Annotated in this window: 20 protein-coding genes, 2 tRNA genes and 1 riboswitch; of the genes, 5 read left to right on the plus strand and 17 right to left on the minus strand. The window is 41.9% G+C overall.

What is annotated here, in order from left to right; translation table 11 throughout:
• Positions 1-120: 120 nt before the first annotated feature.
• From yihA to DESACI_RS20675, 7 genes are all read right to left on the minus strand, one after another.
• A complete protein-coding gene (gene yihA, locus DESACI_RS20645) occupies positions 121-711 on the minus strand; it encodes a ribosome biogenesis GTP-binding protein YihA/YsxC (protein ID WP_014829168.1) in 591 nt (196 codons plus the stop codon).
• A gap of 390 nt (positions 712-1,101) precedes the next feature.
• The gene (lon, locus tag DESACI_RS20650) at positions 1,102-3,522 is read right to left on the minus strand and encodes an endopeptidase La (RefSeq protein WP_014829169.1); all 2,421 of its coding nucleotides are present in this window, start codon (positions 3,520-3,522) and stop codon (positions 1,102-1,104) included.
• A gap of 72 nt (positions 3,523-3,594) precedes the next feature.
• A complete protein-coding gene (lonB, locus tag DESACI_RS20655) occupies positions 3,595-5,340 on the minus strand; it encodes an ATP-dependent protease LonB (RefSeq protein WP_014829170.1) in 1,746 nt (581 codons plus the stop codon).
• A gap of 184 nt (positions 5,341-5,524) precedes the next feature.
• Positions 5,525-6,790, minus strand: coding sequence for an ATP-dependent Clp protease ATP-binding subunit ClpX (gene clpX / locus DESACI_RS20660; RefSeq protein ID WP_014829171.1), 1,266 nt, complete (start codon positions 6,788-6,790; stop codon positions 5,525-5,527).
• 41 nt (positions 6,791-6,831) lie between these two features.
• Complete coding sequence (gene tig, locus DESACI_RS20665) at positions 6,832-8,115, minus strand: trigger factor (RefSeq protein WP_014829172.1); 1,284 nt, start codon at positions 8,113-8,115, stop codon at positions 6,832-6,834.
• 323 nt (positions 8,116-8,438) lie between these two features.
• Complete coding sequence (locus tag DESACI_RS20670; RefSeq protein WP_014829173.1) at positions 8,439-9,749, minus strand: polysaccharide deacetylase family protein; 1,311 nt, start codon at positions 9,747-9,749, stop codon at positions 8,439-8,441.
• Positions 9,750-9,788: 39 nt separating this feature from the next.
• Positions 9,789-10,940, minus strand: coding sequence for an MGDG synthase family glycosyltransferase (locus DESACI_RS20675; protein WP_014829174.1), 1,152 nt, complete (start codon positions 10,938-10,940; stop codon positions 9,789-9,791).
• Between the two features lie 185 nt (positions 10,941-11,125).
• On the opposite strand from DESACI_RS20675, the gene DESACI_RS20680 reads away from it, so the two are divergent.
• The 5 genes from DESACI_RS20680 to DESACI_RS25310 all read left to right on the plus strand — a co-directional run bounded on the left by DESACI_RS20680 (position 11,126) and on the right by DESACI_RS25310 (position 13,644).
• Positions 11,126-11,806, plus strand: coding sequence for a DUF421 domain-containing protein (locus tag DESACI_RS20680; RefSeq protein ID WP_014829175.1), 681 nt, complete (start codon positions 11,126-11,128; stop codon positions 11,804-11,806).
• A gap of 21 nt (positions 11,807-11,827) precedes the next feature.
• A complete protein-coding gene (locus DESACI_RS20685) occupies positions 11,828-12,208 on the plus strand; it encodes a DUF4363 family protein (RefSeq protein WP_014829176.1) in 381 nt (126 codons plus the stop codon).
• Between the two features lie 206 nt (positions 12,209-12,414).
• Positions 12,415-12,861, plus strand: coding sequence for a hypothetical protein (locus DESACI_RS20690; RefSeq protein WP_014829177.1), 447 nt, complete (start codon positions 12,415-12,417; stop codon positions 12,859-12,861).
• A gap of 233 nt (positions 12,862-13,094) precedes the next feature.
• Positions 13,095-13,289 (plus strand): hypothetical protein, encoded by a 195-nt coding sequence (locus DESACI_RS20695; RefSeq protein ID WP_014829178.1) that lies wholly within the window; start codon positions 13,095-13,097, stop codon positions 13,287-13,289.
• A gap of 253 nt (positions 13,290-13,542) precedes the next feature.
• Complete coding sequence (locus DESACI_RS25310) at positions 13,543-13,644, plus strand: putative holin-like toxin (protein ID WP_014829179.1); 102 nt, start codon at positions 13,543-13,545, stop codon at positions 13,642-13,644.
• A 361-nt stretch (positions 13,645-14,005) separates the two neighbouring features.
• Here the strand turns inward: DESACI_RS25310 and DESACI_RS20700 are convergent, their stop codons facing one another.
• From DESACI_RS20700 to DESACI_RS20740, 10 genes are all read right to left on the minus strand, one after another.
• A complete protein-coding gene (locus DESACI_RS20700; protein WP_014829180.1) occupies positions 14,006-15,376 on the minus strand; it encodes an Ig-like domain-containing protein in 1,371 nt (456 codons plus the stop codon).
• A gap of 31 nt (positions 15,377-15,407) precedes the next feature.
• Positions 15,408-17,012 carry an Ig-like domain-containing protein gene (locus DESACI_RS23275; RefSeq protein ID WP_148271348.1) on the minus strand — a complete coding sequence of 535 codons (1,605 nt, stop codon included), beginning with the start codon at positions 17,010-17,012 and terminating at the stop codon, positions 15,408-15,410.
• Positions 17,013-17,114: 102 nt separating this feature from the next.
• Positions 17,115-17,199: riboswitch (cyclic di-GMP riboswitch) on the minus strand.
• A 179-nt stretch (positions 17,200-17,378) separates the two neighbouring features.
• Positions 17,379-17,507: a hypothetical protein gene (locus DESACI_RS25605; protein WP_282434145.1), complete on the minus strand. Its 129-nt coding sequence runs from the start codon at positions 17,505-17,507 to the stop codon at positions 17,379-17,381.
• Between the two features lie 496 nt (positions 17,508-18,003).
• Positions 18,004-18,086, minus strand: a tRNA-Leu gene (locus DESACI_RS20710).
• Between the two features lie 79 nt (positions 18,087-18,165).
• A complete protein-coding gene (locus DESACI_RS20715; RefSeq protein WP_014829182.1) occupies positions 18,166-18,462 on the minus strand; it encodes a hypothetical protein in 297 nt (98 codons plus the stop codon).
• 273 nt (positions 18,463-18,735) lie between these two features.
• Positions 18,736-19,740, minus strand: a complete 1,005-nt coding sequence (locus DESACI_RS20720; RefSeq protein WP_014829183.1) for a DUF5667 domain-containing protein — start codon at positions 19,738-19,740, stop codon at positions 18,736-18,738.
• Between the two features lie 114 nt (positions 19,741-19,854).
• Positions 19,855-20,499 carry a TVP38/TMEM64 family protein gene (locus DESACI_RS20725; RefSeq protein ID WP_014829184.1) on the minus strand — a complete coding sequence of 215 codons (645 nt, stop codon included), beginning with the start codon at positions 20,497-20,499 and terminating at the stop codon, positions 19,855-19,857.
• A gap of 228 nt (positions 20,500-20,727) precedes the next feature.
• Positions 20,728-22,890, minus strand: a complete 2,163-nt coding sequence (locus DESACI_RS20730; RefSeq protein WP_014829185.1) for a YhgE/Pip domain-containing protein — start codon at positions 22,888-22,890, stop codon at positions 20,728-20,730.
• Between the two features lie 32 nt (positions 22,891-22,922).
• Complete coding sequence (locus DESACI_RS20735) at positions 22,923-25,034, minus strand: YhgE/Pip domain-containing protein (protein WP_427846757.1); 2,112 nt, start codon at positions 25,032-25,034, stop codon at positions 22,923-22,925.
• A 264-nt stretch (positions 25,035-25,298) separates the two neighbouring features.
• Positions 25,299-25,374 (minus strand) — tRNA-His (locus tag DESACI_RS20740).
• Between the last annotated feature and the right edge of the window lie 14 nt (positions 25,375-25,388).

Raw genomic sequence — 25,388 nt, forward strand, 5'->3', positions numbered from 1 at the left:
CTGCCAAATCATTCCTCACTGTAACTATACGAGAGTGGCAATTCTTTTATAACCGAGAACTTTTAATGCCATCAGCACGTTTTAAAGTGCTGATGGCATTTTAATAATGGCTCCATTCACTCAGACAAGTCCCATCTCCTCAAGTGACTCGTTTAACTCCTCAACCCCTATCCCAGTCTGGGCAGAAAAGGGCAAAATCATCGATACATCATCAATTTCCAATGCCTTGGCGATGATCGTTAAATGTTTCAGCCATTGTCCACGGGAAATTTTATCGGCCTTTGTGGCAACCACCATGGTTGGAATTTGTCTCATCCTAAGCCACTGCTGCATTTCAACATCCTCACGACTCGGTGCATGACGGATATCAACAATTTGAATCACGGCCCGCAGAGACTCCCGCTTTTTAAAGTAGGTTTCCATCATGCCACCCCATTGAGCATTCACGGACTTTGCCACTTTAGCGTACCCATATCCAGGCAAATCCACTAAAAACCATGCGTCATTGACACGATAGAAATTAAGAGTCTGTGTTTTTCCAGGTGTATTTCCGGTTCGGGCGAGGTTCTTCCGGCTCAAAAAGCGATTAATTAATGAGGATTTTCCGACATTAGACCGCCCAGCCATGGCAATTTCCGGCAAATCACCGACTGGGTATTGTTCATATTTTACTGCGGATGCCACATATTCGGCTTTCCGAATAACTATCAAACTTCATCTTCCTTTTAAAAAATTTGCGTATAATCACGCTAAATAATAATATCATTCGAATAAAAATTAATACATAAGGGGAACTATCTCCTTATTACACTTGTTTGTTTTGAAACAAAAGTGATACGAAAGGTGCGACAGGGGGACGGTTCCTTTGTCTCAATATGGACAAGGAGGACAAAAGGACGAGCTATGTCTGTCACTCTGTCGAGAATTCAACTCACAAGTCACATGCAGAACCATCCCTTTATCTCCCTTGTTCTTGTTGATACAAAAGTGAGACAGAAGAACCGTCCCCATTGTTTACCCACCATTGTTTACCCATTGTTTACATTGTTTATTTTAAGCCGGCGGAAACGAAGATTTATTCCGCCGGCTTATTACGTTTAGCTATGACACTACCGGTCGTTCTCCCGGTCTGTTATTATTGATGGGCACTCCCTTTGCGCCGTATACGGAGTGCCTGGAGTCATTATCTTGAACTTCATCTGATTGAGCCAGGGGGAGAAGCGCCAGTTTCAGAACTTCTTCAATGCGGCTCACAAAATGGAATTCCAGAAGTTTACGTACCTTCTCGGGAATTTCCTCCAGGTCCTTGCGGTTTTCTTCCGGTAGCAAGACAACTTTAATGCCGGCTCGATGGGCCGCCAAGACTTTTTCTTTCACTCCGCCGATGGGCAAGACATTGCCTCGGAGTGTAATTTCGCCGGTCATCGCTAAATCGGCACGAACGGCACGTTTAGAAAGGGCGGAGGCCATTGCGGTTGCCATGGTGATGCCTGCCGAAGGACCATCTTTGGGAACAGCACCTTCAGGAACATGGATATGAAGATCTGTATGCTCATAAAAATCTTCTTCGATTCCCAATTCTAAGGCATAAGCCCTTATGAAGGTCCAGGCCGCTTGAGCAGATTCCTTCATGACATCCCCTAATTTTCCCGTCAGGGTTAAATGACCTTTACCGGGCAAGGGAGTCACCTCGATGGTCAGCACAACTCCTCCCACTTCGGTGAAGGCCAGCCCTGTCACTGCTCCGATCTCCGGAGCCTTGGCCGCCACTTGGAAATGATAACGCGGTGCTCCCAAGGCAGTTTCAATATCCTCAAGGGTTAAATCGTGAGCTTCCCACTCTTCCTTAACCCAACGAACAGCGATCTTACGGCAGAGATTGGCAATTTGTCTCTCTAAATTTCGCACTCCGGATTCCCGCGTGTAATTCTGGATGATTTTAAGCAGCATTTCTTCATCAACGCTCAAAACATCTTCCTTCAGCCCGTGAGCTTTCTTTTGTTTCGGAACGAGATAGCGCTTGGCAATATTGACCTTTTCATCCTCGGTATAGCCGCTGATGCTGATAACTTCCATGCGGTCCAAAAGCGGACGAGGAATTGTATCCAAGGTATTCGCCGTCAAGACAAAAAAGGTTTGAGACAAATCGAAAGGAACCTCTAAATAGTGATCCGTGAAATTGGCATTTTGCTCAGGATCTAGAACTTCAAGGAGGGCTGACGCCGGATCTCCGCGAAAATCTGAAGACATCTTGTCTATTTCGTCTAAGAGAAAGACGGAATTGCGTGTTCCTGCTGTTCGAATCCCTTGAATAATCCGCCCAGGCAAAGCCCCAATATACGTGCGCCGGTGTCCTCTGATCTCGGCCTCATCGCGCAAGCCGCCTAAGGACATGCGTACAAACTTACGATCCAGCGATCTGGCAATCGATTTCGCTAAGGACGTTTTGCCGACTCCCGGCGGCCCTACCAAGCAAAGGATCGGACTCTTCATTTTTGGTGTCAGTTTGCGGACCGCTAAGAATTCCAAGATGCGCTCTTTAACTTTCTCCAAACCATAGTGGTCCTCGTTAAGTATATCCTCAGCCTTCACCAGGTCTATTTTATCTCTGGATGTTTTGGTCCAAGGCAGGACCAGGAGCCAATCTAAGTATGTGCGTACAACGGTACCTTCCGCAGAGGAGGGAGGCATTTTCTCTAAACGTTCAATTTCTTTTAAAGCCTTTTGCTCAACTTCTTTTGGACATTTAGCCTTTGCTACTTTTTCGCGATATTCATCGGCTTCAACTTGGCGTTCATCCTTATCACCGAGTTCTTTTTGAATCGCCTTGATTTGTTCCCGTAAATAATATTCTTTCTGAGCTTTATCCATCTGCTTGCGGACTCTTAAACCAATGCGGCGTTCCAGTTCCATGATTTCAATCTCACGCATAATGAGTTCCGTTAAACGCTCGATGCGTTCATTTATCTCTAAGGCCTCTAAGATTGTTTGTTTGTCAGGAACTTTAAGATTGAGATGAGAAGCTACAATATCAGCAAGCTGGCCTGGCTCTTCGACGGAGAGAACAGTGCCTAATGTTTCTACAGGAACTCGTTTGCTGAGTTTAGCATACTCTTCAAATTGATGGGTCATGCCTCGAATCAGTGTTTCAGTTTCTGTAGACATAGGTTTCTTTTTCTCAATGATTTCTTCAACCCGAACTTTAAAAAATGGCTCTTCCTGAAGAAATTCGGCGACATGCCCCCGAGAGATTCCTTCTACCAGGACGCGCATGGTGCCGCCCGGAAGTTTGAGAAGTTGTTTAATTTCCGCAATGGTCCCCATGGTATATAAATCTGCCGTGGTGGGAGAATCAATTTCCGTTTCTTTTTGTGAAGTCAATAAAATGATCCGGTCTCCAAGCATCGCTTCTTCAATGGCTGCCATGGAACGCTCTCTGCCAACATCAAGGTGAATAACCATATATGGAAAGACAAGAATTCCGCGCAAGGGAAGCAATGGTAATTCACGTTCTTTGCTCATCAATATCCCCCCTATTAGATCTATAGAAAAAGACACACTACAGCTAGTGTGCCAAACTTATCATTATCTATTCTAACATGTTTTGCCTTGTTCAGGCAAATTTACAGAGGCATTGTTTACCACTTTATTTACAGCAAAATCTAAACAACTTAGAACTTCTTCCAAAGGTGGACGTATTTCTGTTTTTTCCAGCCTTATTTCAGCGGAAATCGCCAGCCGCAAAACCTGGGAAAGCTCTTCCACAGGGATTACCTCCATCTCCCCTTCAAATTCAGCAAATCTCTCTTGCCAATTTTCTTTAGGGATTAAAACGCGTTTACATCCGGCCTGTTTTGCCGCTTCAATCTTAGCTGCCACTCCACCGATGGGTTTCACCCTTCCTCTGATTGACAATTCTCCTGTCATCGCCACATAATTATCCACTTTCTGCTGCAGGATTGCGGAAACTGTGGCAGTGGCAATGGCTATTCCCGCTGATGGCCCATCTATAGGCACCCCGCCGGGAAAATTAACATGAATATTATAGTTTCCCGGCTCAATTCCTAACTGCCGCCTGAGGACCGTAAGGACATTCTCCACGGAACTGCGGGCCATGCTCTTCCGCCGAATCTTCTTACCGGCACTCCCTTGCTCTTCTTCTTCAACAATCCCTGTGACAAGAAGGTTACCTGTACCTGGGGCAACAGGCATGGCGGTTACTTCAAGTTCCAATAAGGCACCCATATTAGGGCCATAAACAGCAAGTCCGTTAACAACTCCTATGCTGGCTTCCGCCGGGACCTTCCTTTCGGGACGAGGGGTATATTGTCCTGTAGTGACCACCCATTCAACAATTTCCACGTCCACTTCTGTCAGGCGTTCTGTTAAGGCTACCCCTGCGGCTAGTTGGACCATATTAACAGCTTCCCGTCCATTAGAGGCAAATTGCTTAATGACTTCTATGGCACTCGGAGTAAAGGTCATATCCATTTTTGCTGCGGCAACACGAGCAATCTCCGCAATTTCGTCGGGAAGCAAGCCACGGAAGTAAACTTCCATGCACCGGGAGCGTATGGCAGGCGGGATTTCCTCCGGGCTGCGAGTGGTGGCCCCAACAAGACGAAAATCTGCCGGAAGCCCATTCTGGAAAATATCGTGAATATGCTGGGGAATATTCGGATCCTCTGAACTGTAATAGGCACTTTCTAAAATTACTTTTCGGTCTTCCAAAACTTTTAGAAGCTTATTAATCTGGATCGGATGAAGTTCCCCTATTTCGTCAATAAATAGGATGCCTCCATGGGCTTTCGTGACAGCTCCCTGTTTTGGCTGAGGAATTCCAGCCAAACCCATGGCTCCGGCCCCTTGGTAAATCGGGTCATGGACTGAACCTATCAGAGGATCGGCTATACCCCTCTCGTCAAAGCGAGCTGTCGCCCCGTCAATCTCAGTGAAACAGGCACTCTCTTTAAAAGGAGAAAGGGGATTTTTCTTGGCCTCTTCTAAAATTAAACGAGCAGCTGCAGTTTTACCGATACCCGGAGCCCCATAGATCAAAACATGCTGGGGATTGGGACCGCAAAGCGCAGCTCTTAACGCCTTGATACCCTCTTTTTGACCGATAATCTCTTCGAAATGAATAGGACGAGTTTTTTCGGCTAAAGGAGTTGTTAAAGCGATTTTACGCATCTTTTGCAGCCTCTCAAGTTCTTTACGTGATTCGCGTTCAACGGAGATTTTATTACCCTGTTGCGATTTGAGCATTCCCCAAAAATACAGCCCGATGACAACAGCAAAAACCAACTGAACGACCATAACTATTCCGCCCAGTCCATTCATACACTCATTTCCTCTCAGTTTTTTCTCCCTTTTAGTATTGCCAGCAGATTTAAATTAAAAACATTTAATTTCACAAAGATAGAGAGAAAACTAAAAGGCTGCAACAAAACCAAAATCTACAGGTTTTGTTGCAGCCCACGTATTAATCGTTCATATTTGTTGCTCAGGCTTCAGGCTTCAAAGTTCAGGCAGATTCTTCCTTCTTGCCTTTTTTAACCTTATCAGCCATAACCAACATCGGCTCTTCCTTCTTCTGAACTACTTCTTGGGTTACTACGCATTTGGTTACATCAGTGCGGGAAGGCAAATCGTACATAACATTAAGCATAAGCTCTTCCACGATAGCTCTTAATCCCCGTGCACCGGTATTGCGGCGAATCGCCTCAGAGGCAATGGATGTAAGGGCCGAGTCTTTAAATTCCAAAGTTACGCCGTCTAATTCCATAAGCTTCTGATACTGTTTAACCAGAGCATTTTTAGGTTCAGTCAGGATTCTGACTAAGGCAGATTCATCCAGCGCATCCAAGGTCACAATGATGGGGAGACGTCCAACAAACTCGGGGATAAGCCCATACTTTTGCAAGTCCGCAGGCAAAATTCCTTTGAGAACTTCCCCGATTTTCAAATCCTTTTTGTTTTGGATATCGGCCCCAAAACCCATGGTCTTTTCACCGGTACGATTCTTGATGATCTTTTCGATTCCATCAAAAGCCCCGCCGACGATGAAGAGGATATTTGTGGTATCCAACTGAATAAATTCCTGATGAGGATGTTTCCGCCCACCTTGTGGAGGTACACTGGCGACTGTTCCTTCGAGAATCTTCAGTAAGGCTTGCTGAACTCCTTCTCCTGATACATCCCTGGTAATGGAAGGGTTTTCTGATTTGCGGGCAATTTTATCGATTTCGTCAATATAGACAATACCTTTTTCTGCCTTTTCAACATCATAATCAGCTGCTTGGATTAATTTTAAGAGAATATTTTCGACATCCTCGCCTACATAACCAGCTTCTGTAAGCGATGTGGCATCAGCGATAGCAAAGGGAACATTAAGAACCTTAGCCAGAGTCGAGGCCAGCAAAGTTTTTCCCGAACCAGTGGGGCCAAGCATAATAATATTGGATTTCTGCAATTCCACATCATCAATCTTCATACCAAGATTAATACGCTTGTAATGATTGTATACCGCTACGGAAAGTGCCTTTTTCGCTTCTTCTTGACCAATAACATATTGATCAATAATCGCCCGGATTTCCTTAGGCTTTAAGATCTCTCCGATCTCAACTCCCAAATCGTCTGTGAGCTCTTCCTCAATAATTTCATTACAAAGTTCAATACATTCATCGCAGATATAAACGCCCGGGCCGGCAACCAGTTTCTTGACTTGCTCCTGGGTTTTACCGCAAAATGAACACTTTAGTTGATTTTTGTCGTCGGTGTACTTTGCCATCCTCTCACCTCTATACCTCAGAATTTCCCTCTAAGGCGTAGTTAGGCATTCTGTTCTACTAAAAAGTTGACGGTCTTCTCTTGAATCAAACTTTGTTTATAGAACTCCATCTGTCCACGCTCTAGAAGGGATTGTTTGAGCAATGCAGGGTCTTGTTTAAAACGCTCACTAAGATTTTTGAGTCCTTCATTTACTTCGTCTTCAGTGACCGTAATTCCTTCTGCTTTTGCTACAGCTTCTAAAACTAAATCTCTTTTAACGCTTTCCACGGCCTGAGGACGTAATCGTTCCCGCATGATTTCCTCTGAAGAGTTCGTAAACTGATAGTACTGATCCATGTTCATTCCCTGCTGAATGAGGCTGGTATTCAATTCCTCGAACATCTCATCAATTCGTTGCGTAAACATCGCTTCTGGAATTTCAACACTGGCGTTGTCTACCACTTTCGTAATAATCGCTTTTAGGTGATCATCTTTTACTTTTGATTCAGCGATCTTCATTAATTTATTCCGCAAATCGTTTTTCAATTCATCAAGAGTATCAAATTCACTAACATCTTTTGCAAATTCATCATCTAAAGGCGAAAGCTCTTTACGTTGGACTTTTTTAACATTGCATTTAAAAACAGCTTTTTGCCCTGCTAGCTCTGCACTATGATATTCATCAGGGAAGGTAACGTTGACATCAATCTCCTTACCAACCTCAGCACCTATGAGACCTTCTTCAAAACCAGGAATAAAGGTCCCTGAACCAATGACAAGCTCATAATTCTCAGCCTTGCCGCCCGCAAAGGGAACATCATTGGTGAAGCCCTCAAAGTCAAGGGTCACAATATCCCCATCTTCAATTTTACCATCTTCTATGCTTAAGAGTCTAGCATGCTGTTGTTGTCTGCCCTTTAATTCTTCCACAACTTCTTCTTCAGTGACGCTGGCAACATCTTGTTCTATTTCTAAGCCTTTATAATCGCCTAAAATGACTTCTGGGCGAACGACGACTTTAGCTTTAAAAATCAGTTCTTTACCCTCTTCGATCTGAACCAGCTCAACATCAGGACGATCAACAGGATTAATTCCGCTTTCTTCAACAGCTTGAGCATAAGCTGGCCCGATGATATGGTCAAGAGCCTCATCATAGAGAGCTGCCTTACCCACTTGAAGTTCTACCATCCGGCGAGGAGCTTTCCCTTTGCGGAAGCCGGGAACATTCACCCTTTTAGCCAAGCTTTTTGCAGCTTGATCCACAGCTTGAGCGAATTTTTCCGCTTCAACTGTAACTTGCAAAGCCACTACATTTTTTTCAACATTTTCAACCGAGACTGACATATGTTCTCCCCCTTAAAACACTATTTACTCTATGTGCAAGGCAAGTTTGGGATACTTCAATAGTCTTGCCTTTTTTTCAAGACTACAAACCCCGCTTAAGCCAAATACATCCTAAAAAGTTTAATTTCAGACATTAAAGCTTAAATCTGCCTAAGGGGGAACATATCGTTCCCCCTTTATCACAAAGTTTCACGTAAAATGGGCATAAATCGAACCGAAAAATACACTAGCACATTATACCAGACTTAAGCTCCGTAATCAAATACAAGACATACAAGTTCTTAAGGTTTGCTCTTAGCTCCTATTAACGATTAGCTTAACGATTAGCCATTTGTCTTGCTATGTAATGTTTGACCCTCATTAACTGCCTTATTGCCAAAGGTTATTCCCGAGGCAGCGTAGGAAAGCAGCTTTTCTCTGCTAATCCAAACTAATTTCGTTTTGTTCCCTAAACGACCATTTTGTCGTTCTTTACCTTCCGGATGATAGATGAGCATGATCGTCCTTTGCAGCCAGGCAATACCCTTGCTCTTCCAAGTATCGGGCAAATCTTGAACCGTAAAGCCAAACCCTTTTACCCCGCGGTAGAGTAATGTTTCACCGATAAATACTTTTATGTTAGAGTATCCCGGATTATTGGCTATATATCGCGCCAGATCCGGAAATGATATCAGAGCTTTACGCATGGCCTTGAGCGCCGTTTTCTGGGCGTCTCGTCCTTTAGCCTGAAGCCGAATATTATCGATATGGATTTCTGCCACCGTATCGCCTTTCTGCGCTAATAAGGTTCCCTCTTCCGAGTAAAGTTCAGGTCCCTCATAGATCGTTTTTTCCAAACGGAAAATATTCGTATCATCAACCCGCTCTACATGATGTTGTTTAGCATAATGGTGCTCCCACTTTTCCCATAGTCTGAACGTTAAGCGTCGCCCCAAGGACCAATCGGGAAATTCAAGGGGAACAAAGGGCAACTTTAATTGCTGCGGGATTTTGTCCGCTATTAACTCCAAGGCCCTTAGGGTATTTTCCGGTGCTCCGCTTTCTCCGCCGCTGTCATGAAGGACGACAATGGACCCCTCATTGACCTTTTTTAGGATCCTGGCATTAATATCTTCAGGTGAGCGCCGGGCCTCCCAATCATGGCCTTCGGCGTTCCATAAGACAGCTCTCATGTTATGTCTTTTAAGCCACAACCAAGTGACGAGATTAAAGGTCCCCCACGGAGGGCGCATCCAAGTTATTTTTTTATCCATCAGTTGCTCCAAGATACGAACACTTTCTGTCCATTCCCGGGCTGTTTTCCATGGGGATGTAAACCAAGCATAATGATGAGAGAGGGAATGGACACCAATTTGATGCCCTTCTTTCACCATCTGTCGAATTAATTCCGGATATTTCGCTGCCTTTTCGGCAATTACAAAGAAGGTTACTGAAAGTTTGCGGCGTTTCAATACTTCCAGCAAACGTGGAGTGATCATGGGATCAGGCCCATCATCAAAGGTGAGTGCAACTCCCGGACTATATTGCCGCTTCCAGCTTCCAAAACCCAGGCGATGGAGAAACAAGTCAGGGATAATAGTATAGAGCGCCGCACATATCAATATGAAACCAATTACCATAACTGCCCAAAACATGTTCTATCTCCCTATCTTTCTTGATACTCCTTCCGAATCCTAACCAATCCTCTGGGTGCTGCGCCGCTCTTCCACAAGCTGCAGGATTCCCTCCAAGGCCCGTTCCGCTGCACGACCCGGAACAGCCTTCGCAGCTGCTCCGCGCATTCCTTCTAAAATCTCGGGACGTTCTAAAAGGGTAAAGACAATTTTCTCCAGCTCATCTTCGTTCTCTGCAACCCGGCCGGCGCCGATTTGCGCCAAATAGCGGGCATTCTCTTCCTCTTGACCAGGAATTGGTTTGAAAATTACTAAAGGAAGACGTTTTGTCAAGGCTTCCGAAACTGTCAGTCCTCCGGCCTTTGTTATGATCATATCCGCTGCACTCATCAATTCCTCAACATTGTTGACGAAACCGAAGCGTACCAGAGGATTCTTGTTATCTTCGACCAGCGAGTCCAAAGCTTTGTATAATTTTTCGTCCTGCCCGCAAACTACAATAGTCTGCAAAGGAACTGCAGCTTCCGATAAAGTTTTGCAAAGCCATTTTGCTCCGCCTAAAACTCCATACGCTCCGCCCATCACTAATACGGTAGGGAGCTTGGGATTCATATTTAATTTATTCAAGATCTTTTGGCGATCCAAGGTCCTTTCAAACTTTGGACTTACAGGAATCCCGCTGATATGGATGGATTGGGGATTAATTCCTCGAGCTACTAACCCTTCATAAACCCCTTCACATCCTACAATGTAATGATCTACCCCGGGGTGAATCCACTGACTATGCACCGCATAATCCGTGACCACCGTCACCAAGGGAACATTTAACACTCCCCTGAGTCTTTGTTGTGCTAAAACGCCCGCAACCGTCGGATAGGTGCAAATTACGAGGTCAGGCTGTAAAACCTGAATAAATCTCACGAATTCCCGTCGCCCTAAACCATTCAGAAAGCGCTGAAATAAGGAACCCGGAGGGATCTTCGAAGTGCGGTAATAAAACTTGCCCCATAGTCTGGGAGTATGTTTAATAAGTTCAATATAAGTATTTTTAACCACTGAATTAAATGTCTTGCTCAAAAAAGCGCCAAAGTCCAGGTGGGTAATCTTAACGTTCGGGTCCTTAGCTCGCAGAGCTTCTATAATTGCATCTGCGGCTCGAACATGCCCGGCGCCAAATGACGCCGAAAAAATCAGCACATTTAAGTGTTCCACGAACAAACCTCCTTGTGAACTATGTTTAATTCTTTTGACCATTATAGCGTGAAATTGGCAATTCGCCAAATTATGGAGAACCCAATGAATCGAAGGGATAACTCACAATCTTTGAGGGAACTATACTTTAGCAAATAATTCCGTCGATCCAAGCGTGAGAAATCTATCCAAAAAGGAGTAGGAAAATGATCATCGTCGTGCTCAGAACTCTTATACTGTATGCCTTGGTTATTATAGCCCTTCGCCTTATGGGAAAACGGGAAATCGGTCAGTTGCAGCCTTTTGAACTGGTTGTTATTATTATGATTTCCGAACTGGCTGCCATTCCAAGCGAAAATATCGGTATTCCCCTTCTCAGCGGTATTATACCCATTTTAGTTCTGCTCTTAACTGGCATAACATTGGCTTGGATTTCCTTAAAAAGCGAACGTGCCAGAGCAATTATTTGCGGCACACCCAGCGTCCTTATTGAGCGGGGAAAAATCATAGAAGATGAACTTAGAAAAAATCGTTATAGTCTCACTGATTTGCTGGAAGAGCTGCGTATTAAAAATGTACCAAACATCGCTGAAGTCGAATTTGCAGTTTTAGAGACCAACGGACAGCTGAGTGTTTTCCCCAAATCTCAGAATAGGCCAACAATCCCCAAGGATTTCATGCTAAAAACCCAATACGAAGGCCTGCCTCTGACAATTATCATGGATGGTGTGCTGAATCATAAGAATCTCCGGCAGGGAAATAAAGAACTAAATTGGCTTATGAATGAGCTGAAAAAACAAAAAGTTGACCGTGTCGAAGATGTTCTTTTGGCCTCTTTGGATAGCTCCGATACGCTGTTTGTTCAGGCTAAAAAACATCTTAACTAACTATAATCGAGGTGAAATCTTTTGCGCACCCTACCCACGATCTTTGTAATTGTTGTTTTGTTGCTTGGCGGTTCTTTTTTATCTTATCAATATATCCAAAGAACAACCCAAAACCTTCACTCCCAAGTATCTACCGTTGAACAATCTATCTCCAACAAGCAATGGGATGCTGCTCAAAGCAAATTGAGGGAAACCCAACAACACTGGGATAAGAACAAATTTTGGTGGACTATTCTTTTAGATCATCAAGAGATCGATAAAATTGACCTTAGCTTAACTCGCCTTGACAAATATCTGCTAACCCAAAACCTCTCCCTTTCTCTCGTTGAAGTTTCAACTCTAGAATTGTTATTTGATCACATTTCAAGTTCAGAACAGCTCAACCTTGAAAATATTTTATAATAATATGGCTCAATATTATTACATTAATTAGATTTGGGATGAATTATAATTCATCCCAAGACGATTATACTATCTTTTTCCTTCATGTGCATATCTTATGTACTTCACCCCAAGCCATAATGCTCTGAATAATGTATTAGCTTGTTTGACATCTTCTAACAAACTATATAAAATTTAATGAAATAGAATTCATGAGGTGAGTTTGAGTGAAAAAATCAGTTTATTTTTTAATCCTATTATTAGTACTGGCAACAGTAGTATCTTGCGGCACCAAAAGTCCTGCAAGTAATGCAAATACCACAAGTAATGCAAATACCAATAGTTCTGCTGCTAACAAAACAAACGCCAGCACCAAAATAACTTACACTAAAGAATTTACATACCTTCCATCCTACAATGATACAAAAGCGACCACTTACACTCCTTCAAGCACGAAACAGCCCCTCGGGAAGGCAGTCTATTATATCCAAAATACGACAGATACCAAGGTATTTGAAGATTATGAAGCACTCTTTAAGAAAGATGGCTGGACTATTACTAAAGAACAAAAAGTTACCAGTTTCTCGGCGAAAAAGCAAGATCATGTAGCCAATATTTTAATATCCATTTTAAGCGGCACTAAAACTATAATCCTGACTGTTGATTCAAAGTAAATTGCGAAGCAACATGAAAGGGGCCTCGATCGGGGCACAAAGTTAATTTTATCAAACTAATCCTTATAGAACTAATTAATTGAATCCTTATCTTCTTATATTGATATGAATACAAAGGATATGTCATTTTTCGTCCTTAAGTCCTATTTTATTTATGACTAATGACATATCCTTTTCGTATCATTTCTCGTGTAAACTGTATATCAAATAAAATTCAAAAGGAGTTTTAAGCGATGTATGGAAAAACGAACAAACCTGGAACTTTACAAACTGCACAGATGATGTGCGAGAAGGTAACTACTTCCTTTGTTAGTGATTGTACAACTCGTTTAATGACACCTGAAGATTGGGAGAAATATGGGCCATTAACTATAACAAAACAAAGAATGCATAAAAAGTACCTTGCCAATCACCGCTGCGAAGATTAATTGCATAAGATTTTCCCCACGTTTCAAACTGATTTGGCATCAACCTCCGGACACGGAGGCTATTTTTTTGGAAAACTTTCCTGGCGCTCAGCGACATGGGAGGCCGACAGTGAAAAGAAAAACGTCCTTTGGACGACTTTATTTTTCAAAAGGATAATAAACGGTATGATTACAGCATATATATCATAATAGACATACTTATTGTCTGTAGCGGGTACGCAGCCATTTCTCTCTAAAGGGAGGAATGGGGATCATGAAAACATATGAAACCATGATGGTTGTGATCGGGTCCTGTTCATTACTGGTTAGTTTACTGGTATTAGTCGTGGAGGTGATAAAAGCGATACTAAGGTAAACAATTTCCCAGATGGGTAAAAAGTAGCCAGCGATCAACCGAGCTACTTCTCACCGTACCAATATGGTTGTCTGCCCGCGCCGATAAGGATTTTCCTTATCGTTTTTTTGCACTTGCATTATCATAATTATGATGAACTTCACATTTGTATTACAGGTAAAATAATATAAATTTTTAAAAAAACACCTTACAACGTATATATATTCGACTTAAATATTTTGCTATTTGACTGTTTACGAAAGAAACAAGAAATCCGCTCAGCAATTGATGTCAAGCGGATTTTACATTTTTGCGAATGGTCAGATTGTCCGGAAAGTCTCCATATTGGAAGCTAACATATCTTTTCGTATCGATAAAACGTTTAAGACAAATAAATAACTGTAACACTACATGAAGCAGTCTTGTTTCCATCTTCACTCGTTACCGTAATAACTGCTCTTCCTGGTTTAATTGCGGTAACGTTCCCATTAGTATCAACCGTTGCTACTGAAGGGTTGCTTGATTTCCAGGTAAAGTTTTGGTTTGTTGCATCGCTCGGTGTGATGGTTGCCACTAAGGTATCACTGTTTCCAACTTTAACGATATCTGATGTCTTATTAAGCGTGATCTTCGTAACGCCTGTTTGAACGAGTAACGCACAAGTTGAGGTAAATCCTCCGTCTTCTGAAGTTGCTGTGATATTAGCACTCCCTTCAGCTATTCCTTTAACGCGACCATAAGCATCTACCGTTGCCACGGAGGGGTTATCCGATGACCATGTAACTTTTTTATCGGTAGTATCACTTGGCCTAAAAGTAACACTTAATGTTTTCGTTACACCAATGTTAACTGTTGTAATATCGGGATTAACTGAGATACCTTTAGCTAAATTGGGAACAGTTACTTGACAAGAGGCAACTTTATTGCCGTCTTGAGTCGCAACTGAAATTACTGTTGTTCCCGTCTTAACAGCAACAACCTTACCGTTCTGGTCAACCGTTGCCACCGAAGGATTACTTGATTTCCAGGTAACGGCTTGATTGGTCGCATTACCGGGAGTAATAGCGGCAACCAAAGTATCGTTGTTTCCAACATTGATGGTGTCTGTCGTCTTACTAAGGACTATTTTCGTAACGCCCGTTTGAACCGTTACTGCACACGCTGCGGAAAGTCCTCCGTCATCACTCTTTGCAGTAATATTGGCACTACCCAAAGCAATTCCTTTTACCCGTCCATAAGCGTCTACTGTTGCCACTGAAGTATTATCCGATGACCATGTAACCTTTTTATCCGTCGTATTGCTTGGTGTAAATACAACGTTTAACGATTGTGTAAATCCTACATCGATGGTTGTACTTGTGAGATTCAAGGCAATGCTTGACGCTAAGTTGGGAACAGTTACTTGACAAGAGGCAACTTTATTGCCGTCTTGAGTCGCAACTGAAATTACTGTTGTTCCCGTCTTAACAGCAACAACCTTACCGTTCTGGTCAACCGTTGCCACCGAAGGATTACTTGATTTCCAGGTAACGGCTTGATTGGTCGCATTACTGGGAGTAATGGTGGCAACCAAAGTATCGTTGTTTCCAACATTGATGGTGTCTGCCGTCTTACTAAGGACTATTTTCGTAACGCCCGTTTGAACCGTTATTGCACACGTTGCGGAAAGTCCTCCGTCATCACTCTTTGCAGTAATATTGGCACTACCCAAAGCAATTCCTTTTACCCGTCCATAAGCGTCTACTGTTGCCACTGAAGTATTATCCGATGACCATGTAACCTTTTTATCCGTCGTATTGCTTGGTGTAAATACAACGTTTTAACGATTGTGTAAATCCTACATCGATGGTTGTACTTGTGAGATTCAAGGCAATGCTTGACGCTAAGTTGGGAACAGTTACTTGACAAGAGGCAACTTTATTGCCGTCTTGAGCCGCAACTGAAATTACTGTTGTTCCCGTCTTAACAGCAACAACCTTACCGTTCTGGTCAACCGTTGCCACCGAAGGATTACTTGATTTCCAGGTAACGGCTTGACTGGTCGCATTACTGGGAGTAATAGCGGCAACCAAAGTATCGTTGTTTCCAACATTGATGGTGTCTGTCGTCTTACTAAGGACTATTTTCGTAACGCCCGTTTGAACCGTTACTGCACACGTTGCGACAAATCCTCCGTCATCACTTTTTGCAGTAATATTAGCACTACCATCTGCAATGCCTTTTACATTACCGTTAGTATCTACAGCAGCCACAGAAGTGTTATCTGATGACCACGTAACTTTTTTGTCCGTTGTAGCACTCGGCCTAAACACAACGCTTAACGATTTTGTAAATCCTACATCGATGGTTGTGCTTGCAGGACTCAAGGCTATGTTTGTCGCAGAATTAGGGACAGTAACGTGACAAGAGGCAGATTTATTACCGTCTTGAGTTGTAACAGTAATTGTTGCCGTTCCACCATTAATCGCTAAAACCTTACCGTTCTGGTCAACCGTTGCCACCGAAGGATTACTTGATTTCCACGTAACGGCTTGATTGGTCGCATTACTGGGGGTAATGGTTGTAACTAAAGTATCGTTGCTTCCAACTGCAATTGTATCCATTGTTTTGCTGAGAGCTATGCCAATGACTGAACCTGATGATGAATATAGAGTTGCTGCTTGTGGAAATTTTGTTTTATCCCAAGTAAAACCATGTTGTGACAAAAATATGTCAGTAACATTGTAAAACAAATTATTTAGGACACCGTCATTTGTCGCATCAACTTGATACCAAAATCCATTAAGTTGAACCATATTCCAGGCATGAAAATCCTCCGGCTGATTACCATTGAGATAGCCCTTAATTATTATCGTTTTAATTCCTGCGTCATTCAGCATTTTTTCCATTAACATAGCATATCCTTGACATACAGCTCTCCCATATGTTAAAGCATCATATGCGCTATGATATTGAAGACTGTAATCATAAGATACGTGACTCGTTATGTAATCGTGAATCGCTTTTTCCTTTTCGTCAGGAGTCATGCCAGGAGTAATAATGCTTGATACTATGGATTGTGCTTGACTAGTAACAAAGTCCTCCTCAGCCTTTGTCGTAATGTAGCTTACCGTGAAGGTTAAAACAGTATCATATTTACTTATGACATTTGCGTTATATTGTATATCTGAGAAAGAAAGAGCAAGATAATCATCTTGAGTAGACGCTTTATTCATCGTAGACATTAGGTTCCCGTTTTCTAATGTTTGGACATCTCCCGTATACTTAATTTCAAAAGGAGTCTCTCTGTCTACCATATCCTGATAGATTAAGCTTTGAAGGTCAGTCAAATTTGCCGCTGTTTGCATTGTATCTGCCAATGTCACACCTGGAAATGCGAATATACTCAATAATACTATTAACCCAAGTAGTAATTTTCTCAATATATTCTCCTCACCTTCTCTTAATATAAATAGTCACTATTTAAACAATAGCGGCCAATTTCCTTACTGTTCGGTAGCTTGGCAATCATCAGCAATGACTGGAAGACCCATAGCTTTGCGTCCTTGGCCTTCGCCAAGTTTGCCTTTGCTGCTAGTCTAAAATCCTTATCTGCCTTATTGTAACATCTGCAAATTGAATATTCTGTCGAAATTTAGAGCATTAACAAGTTACAAAGAATAATCAATAGGGGAATAGCTAATTTCTGCAAATTAGGAGTTTCGATGGTTGATCTAACATAAATTAATCTTGAAATCAATGTTGCAGTTACCTGACTAATTAGCGAAATTAACCACACCATTAATTGTTGCTTTTTTGCGCCTCAGTGCTTTCTTCATGGCTAAGAAAATATTAGACATCTTCCCATCAAAAATCCTTATTAAGTTTTTGATTCGTATAGACACAAAAAATCCTCCTTTTAGCCCGTCTAAATCCAAACGGTTAAAAGAAGGATACTATTTTTTTAAATTAACGAAATCTCATTCAGTACTCCGCTGGATTACTAAAACCAACTTCGCTAGATTTGCCCATAAATCCCTTTCAAATTCTAATTTAAAATCCCACAAACCCTTGTGCCATAAGCCTTACTTTCGCAAAAATAATGCAAAGGCTATTAAATATGTCTTTAAGGCGTTTGTCAAAGTATATATCGACCTGAAACTCTACGAACGCGAGCTGATTGCCGTCGATGGTTCGAAATTCCGGGCGGTTTATGGGCGAAAGAAAATGTATAACAAAAAAAATCTTAACTAAGAAGCTCCAGCGAATTGATGAAAATATGACCAACTACCTGAACGAACTTGATCATGCCTTCTTTTTATGTATTTGGTCAAAAATGAGGCTTAAAAAGCCTCTAAAAAAAGTTAAACCCGCATGAAATGCGGGTTTACAGACAAATTATGGTGCGGGAGACAGGACTTGAACCTGCACGGTTGCCCGCTGGAACCTAAATCCAGTGCGTCTGCCAGTTCCGCCACTCCCGCATGTCATATAATCATATAACGAATGGTATCATATCATAAATCTCACGGGAAGGCAAGTACTAAGTATCCGCCCCTATGTTTACCCCATGCTCTGCAGCAGCCAAAAATACTCTAAAAGCAATATGATCAGATCAATTCCAATGAGAGCGAACAAATTCTTCAGCCAATCCTTTGGATATTCCCAATAGTAGAAGACGACATTGATTAGGACAAGGACTGCCGAGCTTATGCCCCAACGCCAATATAAACCCGGATCGTTGGAAAACAGATGAATAAACCAAATGATCGGCAAAAAAATGAAAACACTCATAAAGGTGATCATATTATATCCAATGGAACGACGCAGGTCATTCTGATTTGGTTTAGCTCTGCTCAAAGGTGTTCCTCCTTAAAGGTCTAAGTCTTGGACACCAGTATACCATGGTTTATCCAAGTCCGAGAACCATTCCGTAAAGAAAACTTAGCTGGCGCTCGAAGACACTGTCTTCGCACGAATTAATGCTTCTTGCAGTATACAACCGAAGGTTATACTTTCTAATAGTACGACAAATCTCCCGCACCCTCAGTGTGGTGTGGGAGATTTATGGACAATTGCTTGGGAACAATTTCTCAGAGCCAACCTAATTCAGGGAACTTTCTCTGTGGTTGATTAATCGTCCCGATGGTTTTCTTTTCCGTTCTTACCCTTTGCCTCATCGCGATGCTCTGAATTTGCCGAACCTTTTATCGTCATCATGGTTCCTCGGGTTACTGAAGCTTGCGGAGCAATCTGAACTTGTTGAGTCCCATGATTATCCTCATCCTGGTCTTGATCATCCCGAGGTAGCGTTTTCTTTTGTTTCAGGGATTTCTTAAAGTTTTCTAAAGCTGTATCGGCTTGCTTTTCTAAAGCCTTGGTATTGCTTGTAACCGCTGAAGTACTTGTAGTATTAGAATTCACGGCAGCAGGGTCAGCAGTTGTTTGAGACGTTGATGCAGCAGCAGGTGCAGTGGTAGTTGTATTAGATGCAGAAGATGCTTTTGAAACAGCCTTTTCCATAGAACTTACAATATTTAGAGCCAGCCTCTGGGCCGCTTGAGGAGGAAGCTTATCTAATAAACCGCTTAACACCTTAATATTGTTAGTATTCACGTTAGATAAGGCTATTGCCAGAGTTTTAGCTTCCTGAGAATTTGGATCTTTAACTTGATTAATAAAATTCTGGGCTTGTGTAATTTTATCCGTATATTGAGACAAAGAGGCTTCAGCGGCATCCGGCTTTCCTTGCTGCAGTAGTTTATTAGCTTCAGCCAATTTTGCCAAAGCATGGTGTTCTTCAATTGAAGCCTTATTGATTGGATTAAAAGTTAATAGGAGCTGAATTTTACCTATGAGATCTGTAAACCAGTTTTCAGGTGCAACGGTGTTGCCATTGCTGTCAACAACGGGCGGGATCGTGATGGAAGAAGATGTTGTAGAATCTGAAGTCGCAGGAGATACGGTTGTGGGTACAGTCGGATTCAAAGGAGGTGCGACCGTTGTAGTTCCTGTCGTTGCAGACGAAGAAGAAACGGTATCTGCAAGTGTTAGGCTTGAACCCACAGGAAGAGTTAATAATGCTAACGTCAAAGCGAAAACCATTTTCTTTTTCATATGCTGCTGTTTGTTAATCATGTTGTTATAATTCCCCTTTTCTTTGTCTTTAGTACGTACTATTATTACTTACGCAGCAAAGGAAAATTTTAAGGGGGCTCGATTAATTATTTTGTCGAAAAATGGGACACCTTCTTAAATTGCAGCTTTCCTCTTGTTTAGAAAATATCCCGTTCCCCAGAATAAAACTAGAGCGCATATACCTAATACAAGCCAAAGCCAAGTCGCTCGTGCAATACCTGTGAAAACAAGAGCAGTCCCTACGTAATAGGGAATCATAGAAACCGCAGCAGTCCAGAGATAGGTCCAGAGCTTCATTGAGGGCATAGCTCCCGCTATATAATTCACCGCAAAGGCTGGTATAGGAAGAAGCCGAGCCACCAATAAACCGAACGACCCTTTGCCTTCAACCCAGTTGTCGACCGTTTTGAACCGTTCCGGGGAAATAAGCTTTTTCAATAAGGTTTGGCCATAGAAGCGCACTAGAATAAAGATAACCAGAGAGCTTAACGTAGAACCAATCCAGGCAAAAAAAACCCCTTCATACACTCCGAAGATTTTCAAAAACATGACAACAAGTCCTTCAGAGGGAATCGGAGTCATACAAATTGCTGTCATCAATAAAATCGCGAAAGCAACTCCCCAGATGCCCCAAGCTTGAATAATATCAGAAATCTGATTCCGCCGGTCATAGTAAAAAAAAGCTGCAATTAAAATTATGAAAACCAGCGTAATAAGAGCGGTCAATCCGTATTTGCGAAGATTATGTTGGTCTCCCATTGATCACCAGTCCTTCCCTTTTATCCCCTCGCCATTAACTATCTGCCAGTCCCTCCATCTGCGCACCTTGTTATAGTAACCAATTTAGTATTGTCCTTAATCGAGTCATGTTATAACTTCTTAATCTTCTTGAAGATAGCTCTTAATTAGCAAATAGGTATTTAAAAGTTTCTAGGCAATTATATATGGAGGAGAGTACGAAACCAGGAGGAAGGTTTTCCTGAACAGCTATAGTCCGGTTTCTCTGAATTTTCGTTCCACAAATTCCGTCACTTTGTGGAACGGCTTCTTTAGAATTGCCAAACACAAGAAAACGACGCTAAAACCCAACAAAGCGGCGGCGTAATTTATCACGTTACCCCAGATCGGACCTCCAATGGCTTCACGAAATCCTCCAATAGCATAGGTAAATGGCCAGAGAGGCTCCAGGGTTCCAAAGATTCTGGGGTTTGTTTGAATTGGATAGATTCCACCGGAACCTGCGATTTGAAATACCATCATTACCACAACAATGGCCTTCCCGACGTTTCCAAAAATCGATACCAACGTGAAAATGATCGTGGTAAAGCAAATTCCGGAAAGTATAGCGAAGCCTATCATCAGCGGCATATTTGCGGGATTAACTCCTAGGATATACTTGTCACCTAGAGTAACAATTACGGCTTGAATGATGGAAACAACAATGAATAACATCATTTTGCCAAAATGTTTTTGGATTAATGTCAAAGACCGTTTACCTGCATCCTCAAAACGGGTATGTTCGACACTTAATAATGAAGAGGACAACAGACCTCCTACCCAAATCGCCAAAACCGTATAGAAAGGAGTTAAGCCTACTCCAAACGTCCCCATATTGTAAATATCGATTTCCTTCACGTCGATGGGTGAGGAGAGAAAATCTGCAACCTTGCCCGGATTCATTTTCATGAGATTAATGAGGGTATCGATGTTATTTTCATTTAAATCCTTTAGCTTTCCGCTTAAGAGATTCAATTCATTCCGAAGATTTGAGAGTTTATTGCTTAAATCATCAGCCTCTTGTACAGATAGTTCGCTGCTGGCGATTCCATAGTTAGCTAGGGCATTTAGTTGAGGCACAATCACTTTTGTGGACTCTAGTACCGCATCGATATTATCTAAACTGCTCGTTAAATTATCCTCTAGATTATTAAATACCTTTAAATCTGCCGAATAAAAGTCATTAGTTATGGTGACAAGATCATTAGCAATCTCTTGATTAAGGGCAGAAATTTGGTCAAGCGCTGAACTAACGGCCTCCTTTGAGGAACTGTTATCTAAAAGTCCCTTTAGAGCGGTTATTTTAGTCTCTTCATCATTCATGAGTCCCTTCAGCCCATTGAGCAGGTTTATAAGCTGTGCTAATGAACTGTTTGGATAACTCTGATTGATTGCCTCTAAGCTCTGAATATCCGCATCTGTTAAATTAATCGCCCTATTCAAGGGATCGGACAACTGGTTGATAATATTAATCAGGTCTCCGGTATTTGAGGCAGCATTTGTTTCCTTCAACGTTGAAAGTAAGAGCTGAGTTTGTTGATTAATTGCTTCAAGTTGAATCAAATCATTATTAAGATCCGCGGCTGTATTATTGATCGATTGCTTTGTAGATAAAACCAGAGATTTATTAGCTTCCGTGGCATTTTGCAAACTGCTGATCTGGTCATTAATTTTAGGAAGTGTATTTTGGACACTTTTCAAATAACCTTGTAATGATTCTGAATTAGAATTTGCCTTATCAATAAATCCTTGGATGGCTTCAACATTAGTACTAGCCTGGGTCACTGTGTCCTTTAGCTGAAGAATTTTGGCCTTGTTCGTCTGAAGGTTTTCGGCCACGGGATTCAACGCCTCTAAAACTTCTTTTGTCACGGTAGCCAAAAAGTTACGCTTTATATTATCGGCTAATTCCTGAGTCGCAGCGTTAGATATTTTGGAGGCAATGGCATTCAATTTTTCATTGACTCGATAAATAATATCCGGTTTCTGGGCAGTAACCGTTGTCAAGCTTACTAACTTCTGAGAAAAATCTCTGGGGATCTCTATGAGCGCATAATAGTTGCCTTCATTCAGCCCATAGTTTCCTTGCCAGGAATCGATGATGATCCAATGAATAGATTTATTCTTTTTTAGGTCGGTAATGATCTGATTCCCGACATTAATTTCCCTGCCATTGAAAAAAGCTCCCTCATCATTGTTTGTTACTGCTATAGGAAGGTTTCCTGTGTTGGCATATGGATTCCAACTGGCTCGGATATTTATCCAGGCGTATAAGGAGGGCAAAATGCATAAGCCCATAATAATAACAATTGCTGCTTTACTTTTAAAAATACTTTGCAAATCTTGCCGAAATACTCCGAAAACCTTCTTCATTCTCTGCTCCTTAAAAAGGATTTGCTTAAAGCCTATTCCCCTATTCCCGATAATTCAAAATTTTTTTCAAACCTATGAACCCGCTCATATAAAGGTTTTTTCAGGAAGAAACCCAGCAGAATAAAAATCACTGCAATAACCATCAGCATAAAAAAGTCCAAAGCAACACTGCTTATCAGAGGGCCGGCCATTGCCTCCCTAAAGGCCGCAATAGCATAGGTAAAGGGGAACGTTGGCTGAAGTATTCTCAGGATAAGCGGATCAACTTGGATAGGATAGGTGCCGCCGCTTCCAGCCAATTGGATAATCATATAGACGATAGCCAGGGCCTTCCCAAAATTACCCAAAAGAGCAACTAAGGTATAGGTAATGATAACAAACGTTAAAGATGAAATCAGGGCAGCTATAATCATTAACGTTGTGTTTACTGAATATACCCCTAAAAGCAACTTATCACCTATAGAAATAATTAATCCCTGGATAAGTGCTAAGGTGATAAACGTCAGCATTTTTCCAAAGTGTTTTTCTCGGATCGTCAAAGTTTCTATTCCCTCGAAATAGGCTGCTTCCGTCTTAAGCAGGGAGGTCAAAATAAGGGTTCCAACCCACAGTGCCAGGACTGAATAGACCGGGGTCATAGCAGAGCCATAGTTTGGCACCCCATAAATGGACTCCTCCCGTAAATTAAAGGGCGAAGCTATATAACTCCCCATAAGTTCGGGATTACTCTGTAATATGGTAATGATCTGCGCTAAGTCATTATTGCTGACCATCTGGAGTTTATCACTTAACTTAGCGATAATATCTTGATACTCGAGAAGTCTGTCTTTTAAATCCCCAGATACTTTAGCAGCCAATTGGCTTCCTTCGATCGCCGTTCCCATTAAACTATCGATTTGATCCTGAAGTCCCTGGGCTGAAGTTATTAGGTCGGCGGCTTGGTTTGTGGCTGCCGCCAAATTATCAGCTATGGAGTTCAAATCATTTCTTGCCTTCGAATTATATAACTTTGTTGCCTTAATGAGCTGTAAGTTTAGATTAGTGATCGTATCGTTTATTTGTCCCCATAAGGCTTGGTTGATTGTATTCGTCTTATTTACTTGCTGCTGCAGTGAATTCAGTTGATTCGTTTCATTGGATAACGAGCCCTCGATGCTTTGCAAAGAGGCTATTAAATTGGCAAGCTGAGTCGTTGGCATGACGTTATTAAGTTTCTGTAAGTAATTACTTATGCCGGTTAACTGGCTATTGAGCGCCCCTATTTCCAGATTGATCTGTCCTATAGCGGAATTTAATTGAGAAGTATTTGCCAGAGATGAATTAAGGCTTTGAACTAAATCGTGAATTCTGTTCACTGAGGCCTGAGCATTATTCAGACCCGTTTCAATAGTGTCAAAGGACTGATTTAAAGTCGTCTTAGTAGATTTAATTGTGTTTGTATTGTTTTGATTCACCTGTGCCAGGGTGGTTAATTGATTATTGACTCCCGGCATGGTGGATTTAATTTCTGTCAGGAATGAGCTCAAATTGCCGGACCTGCTGTTGATATCCTGGAGCATGCTTAGGATTAAGCCCATATTTCTATTGGCAAGGATTATTTGGTCTTTCCATTGAATTAGTTTGGTTCGATTGGCTTCAGCATCTTTTCCTATTTTGTTGAACGAAGTAAAGAGACTTTCGTTAACTGCAGCAATGAAATTGGAAGAAATCTGATCAACCAGCGAATTTTTGGCCGCCTCCGTTATTTTACCGGCAACTGGATTATCCTTCGTATCCACCTTATAGATAATTTCCGGTTTCTTGGTTGCATCCGTTAGAACACTCACAAAGCTTTCCGAAAAATTACCCGGGATTTCTATCACAGCAAAATAGGTTCCATCTACAACCCCTAAATTGGCCTCGGTATCATTCACGAATTTCCAGCCGATCTGTTTGTTTGTTTTTAACTTATTGACAATGGTATTCCCCATATTAATCGGTTTTCCTTGATATGTAATCCCCTTGTCCTGATTGACCACCGCCACCGGAATTGTACTGGTGTTTTCGTAAGGATTCCAACAAGCGAGAATATTTACCCAAGCATAGAGGGCAGGCAAGATACACAGTCCTGCAATGATCATTAAAGCAATGGGATTTCTTCTCATGCGTTTTAGGTCATTTTGGTATAGTTTTAAAGCATTCTTCAAATGATCTACTCCTCATGCAGCAAATTACACCTTATAGAAACAGTATTTCCCAGGCCCATATTGCTTATCACGATAGTTATCCATTGATTACTATAAAAAATATTCGCAAGTTTCTACGTAATTATATATTGCTGCGAACAACTTTTCCAGATAACGAACTATAAAAAAACCTTCCCCATGTTTTGCTTGAGAAAACATGGGGAAGGTACGCATTTCTTAATATGGGGTGGGTGATGGGTTTCGAACCCACGAATGCCGGAACCACAACCCGGTGCGTTAACCGCTTCGCCACACCCACCATAGGAACTATAA

It is taken from the genome of Desulfosporosinus acidiphilus SJ4 (genome assembly GCF_000255115.2).
Lineage (GTDB): Bacteria > Bacillota > Desulfitobacteriia > Desulfitobacteriales > Desulfitobacteriaceae > Desulfosporosinus > Desulfosporosinus acidiphilus.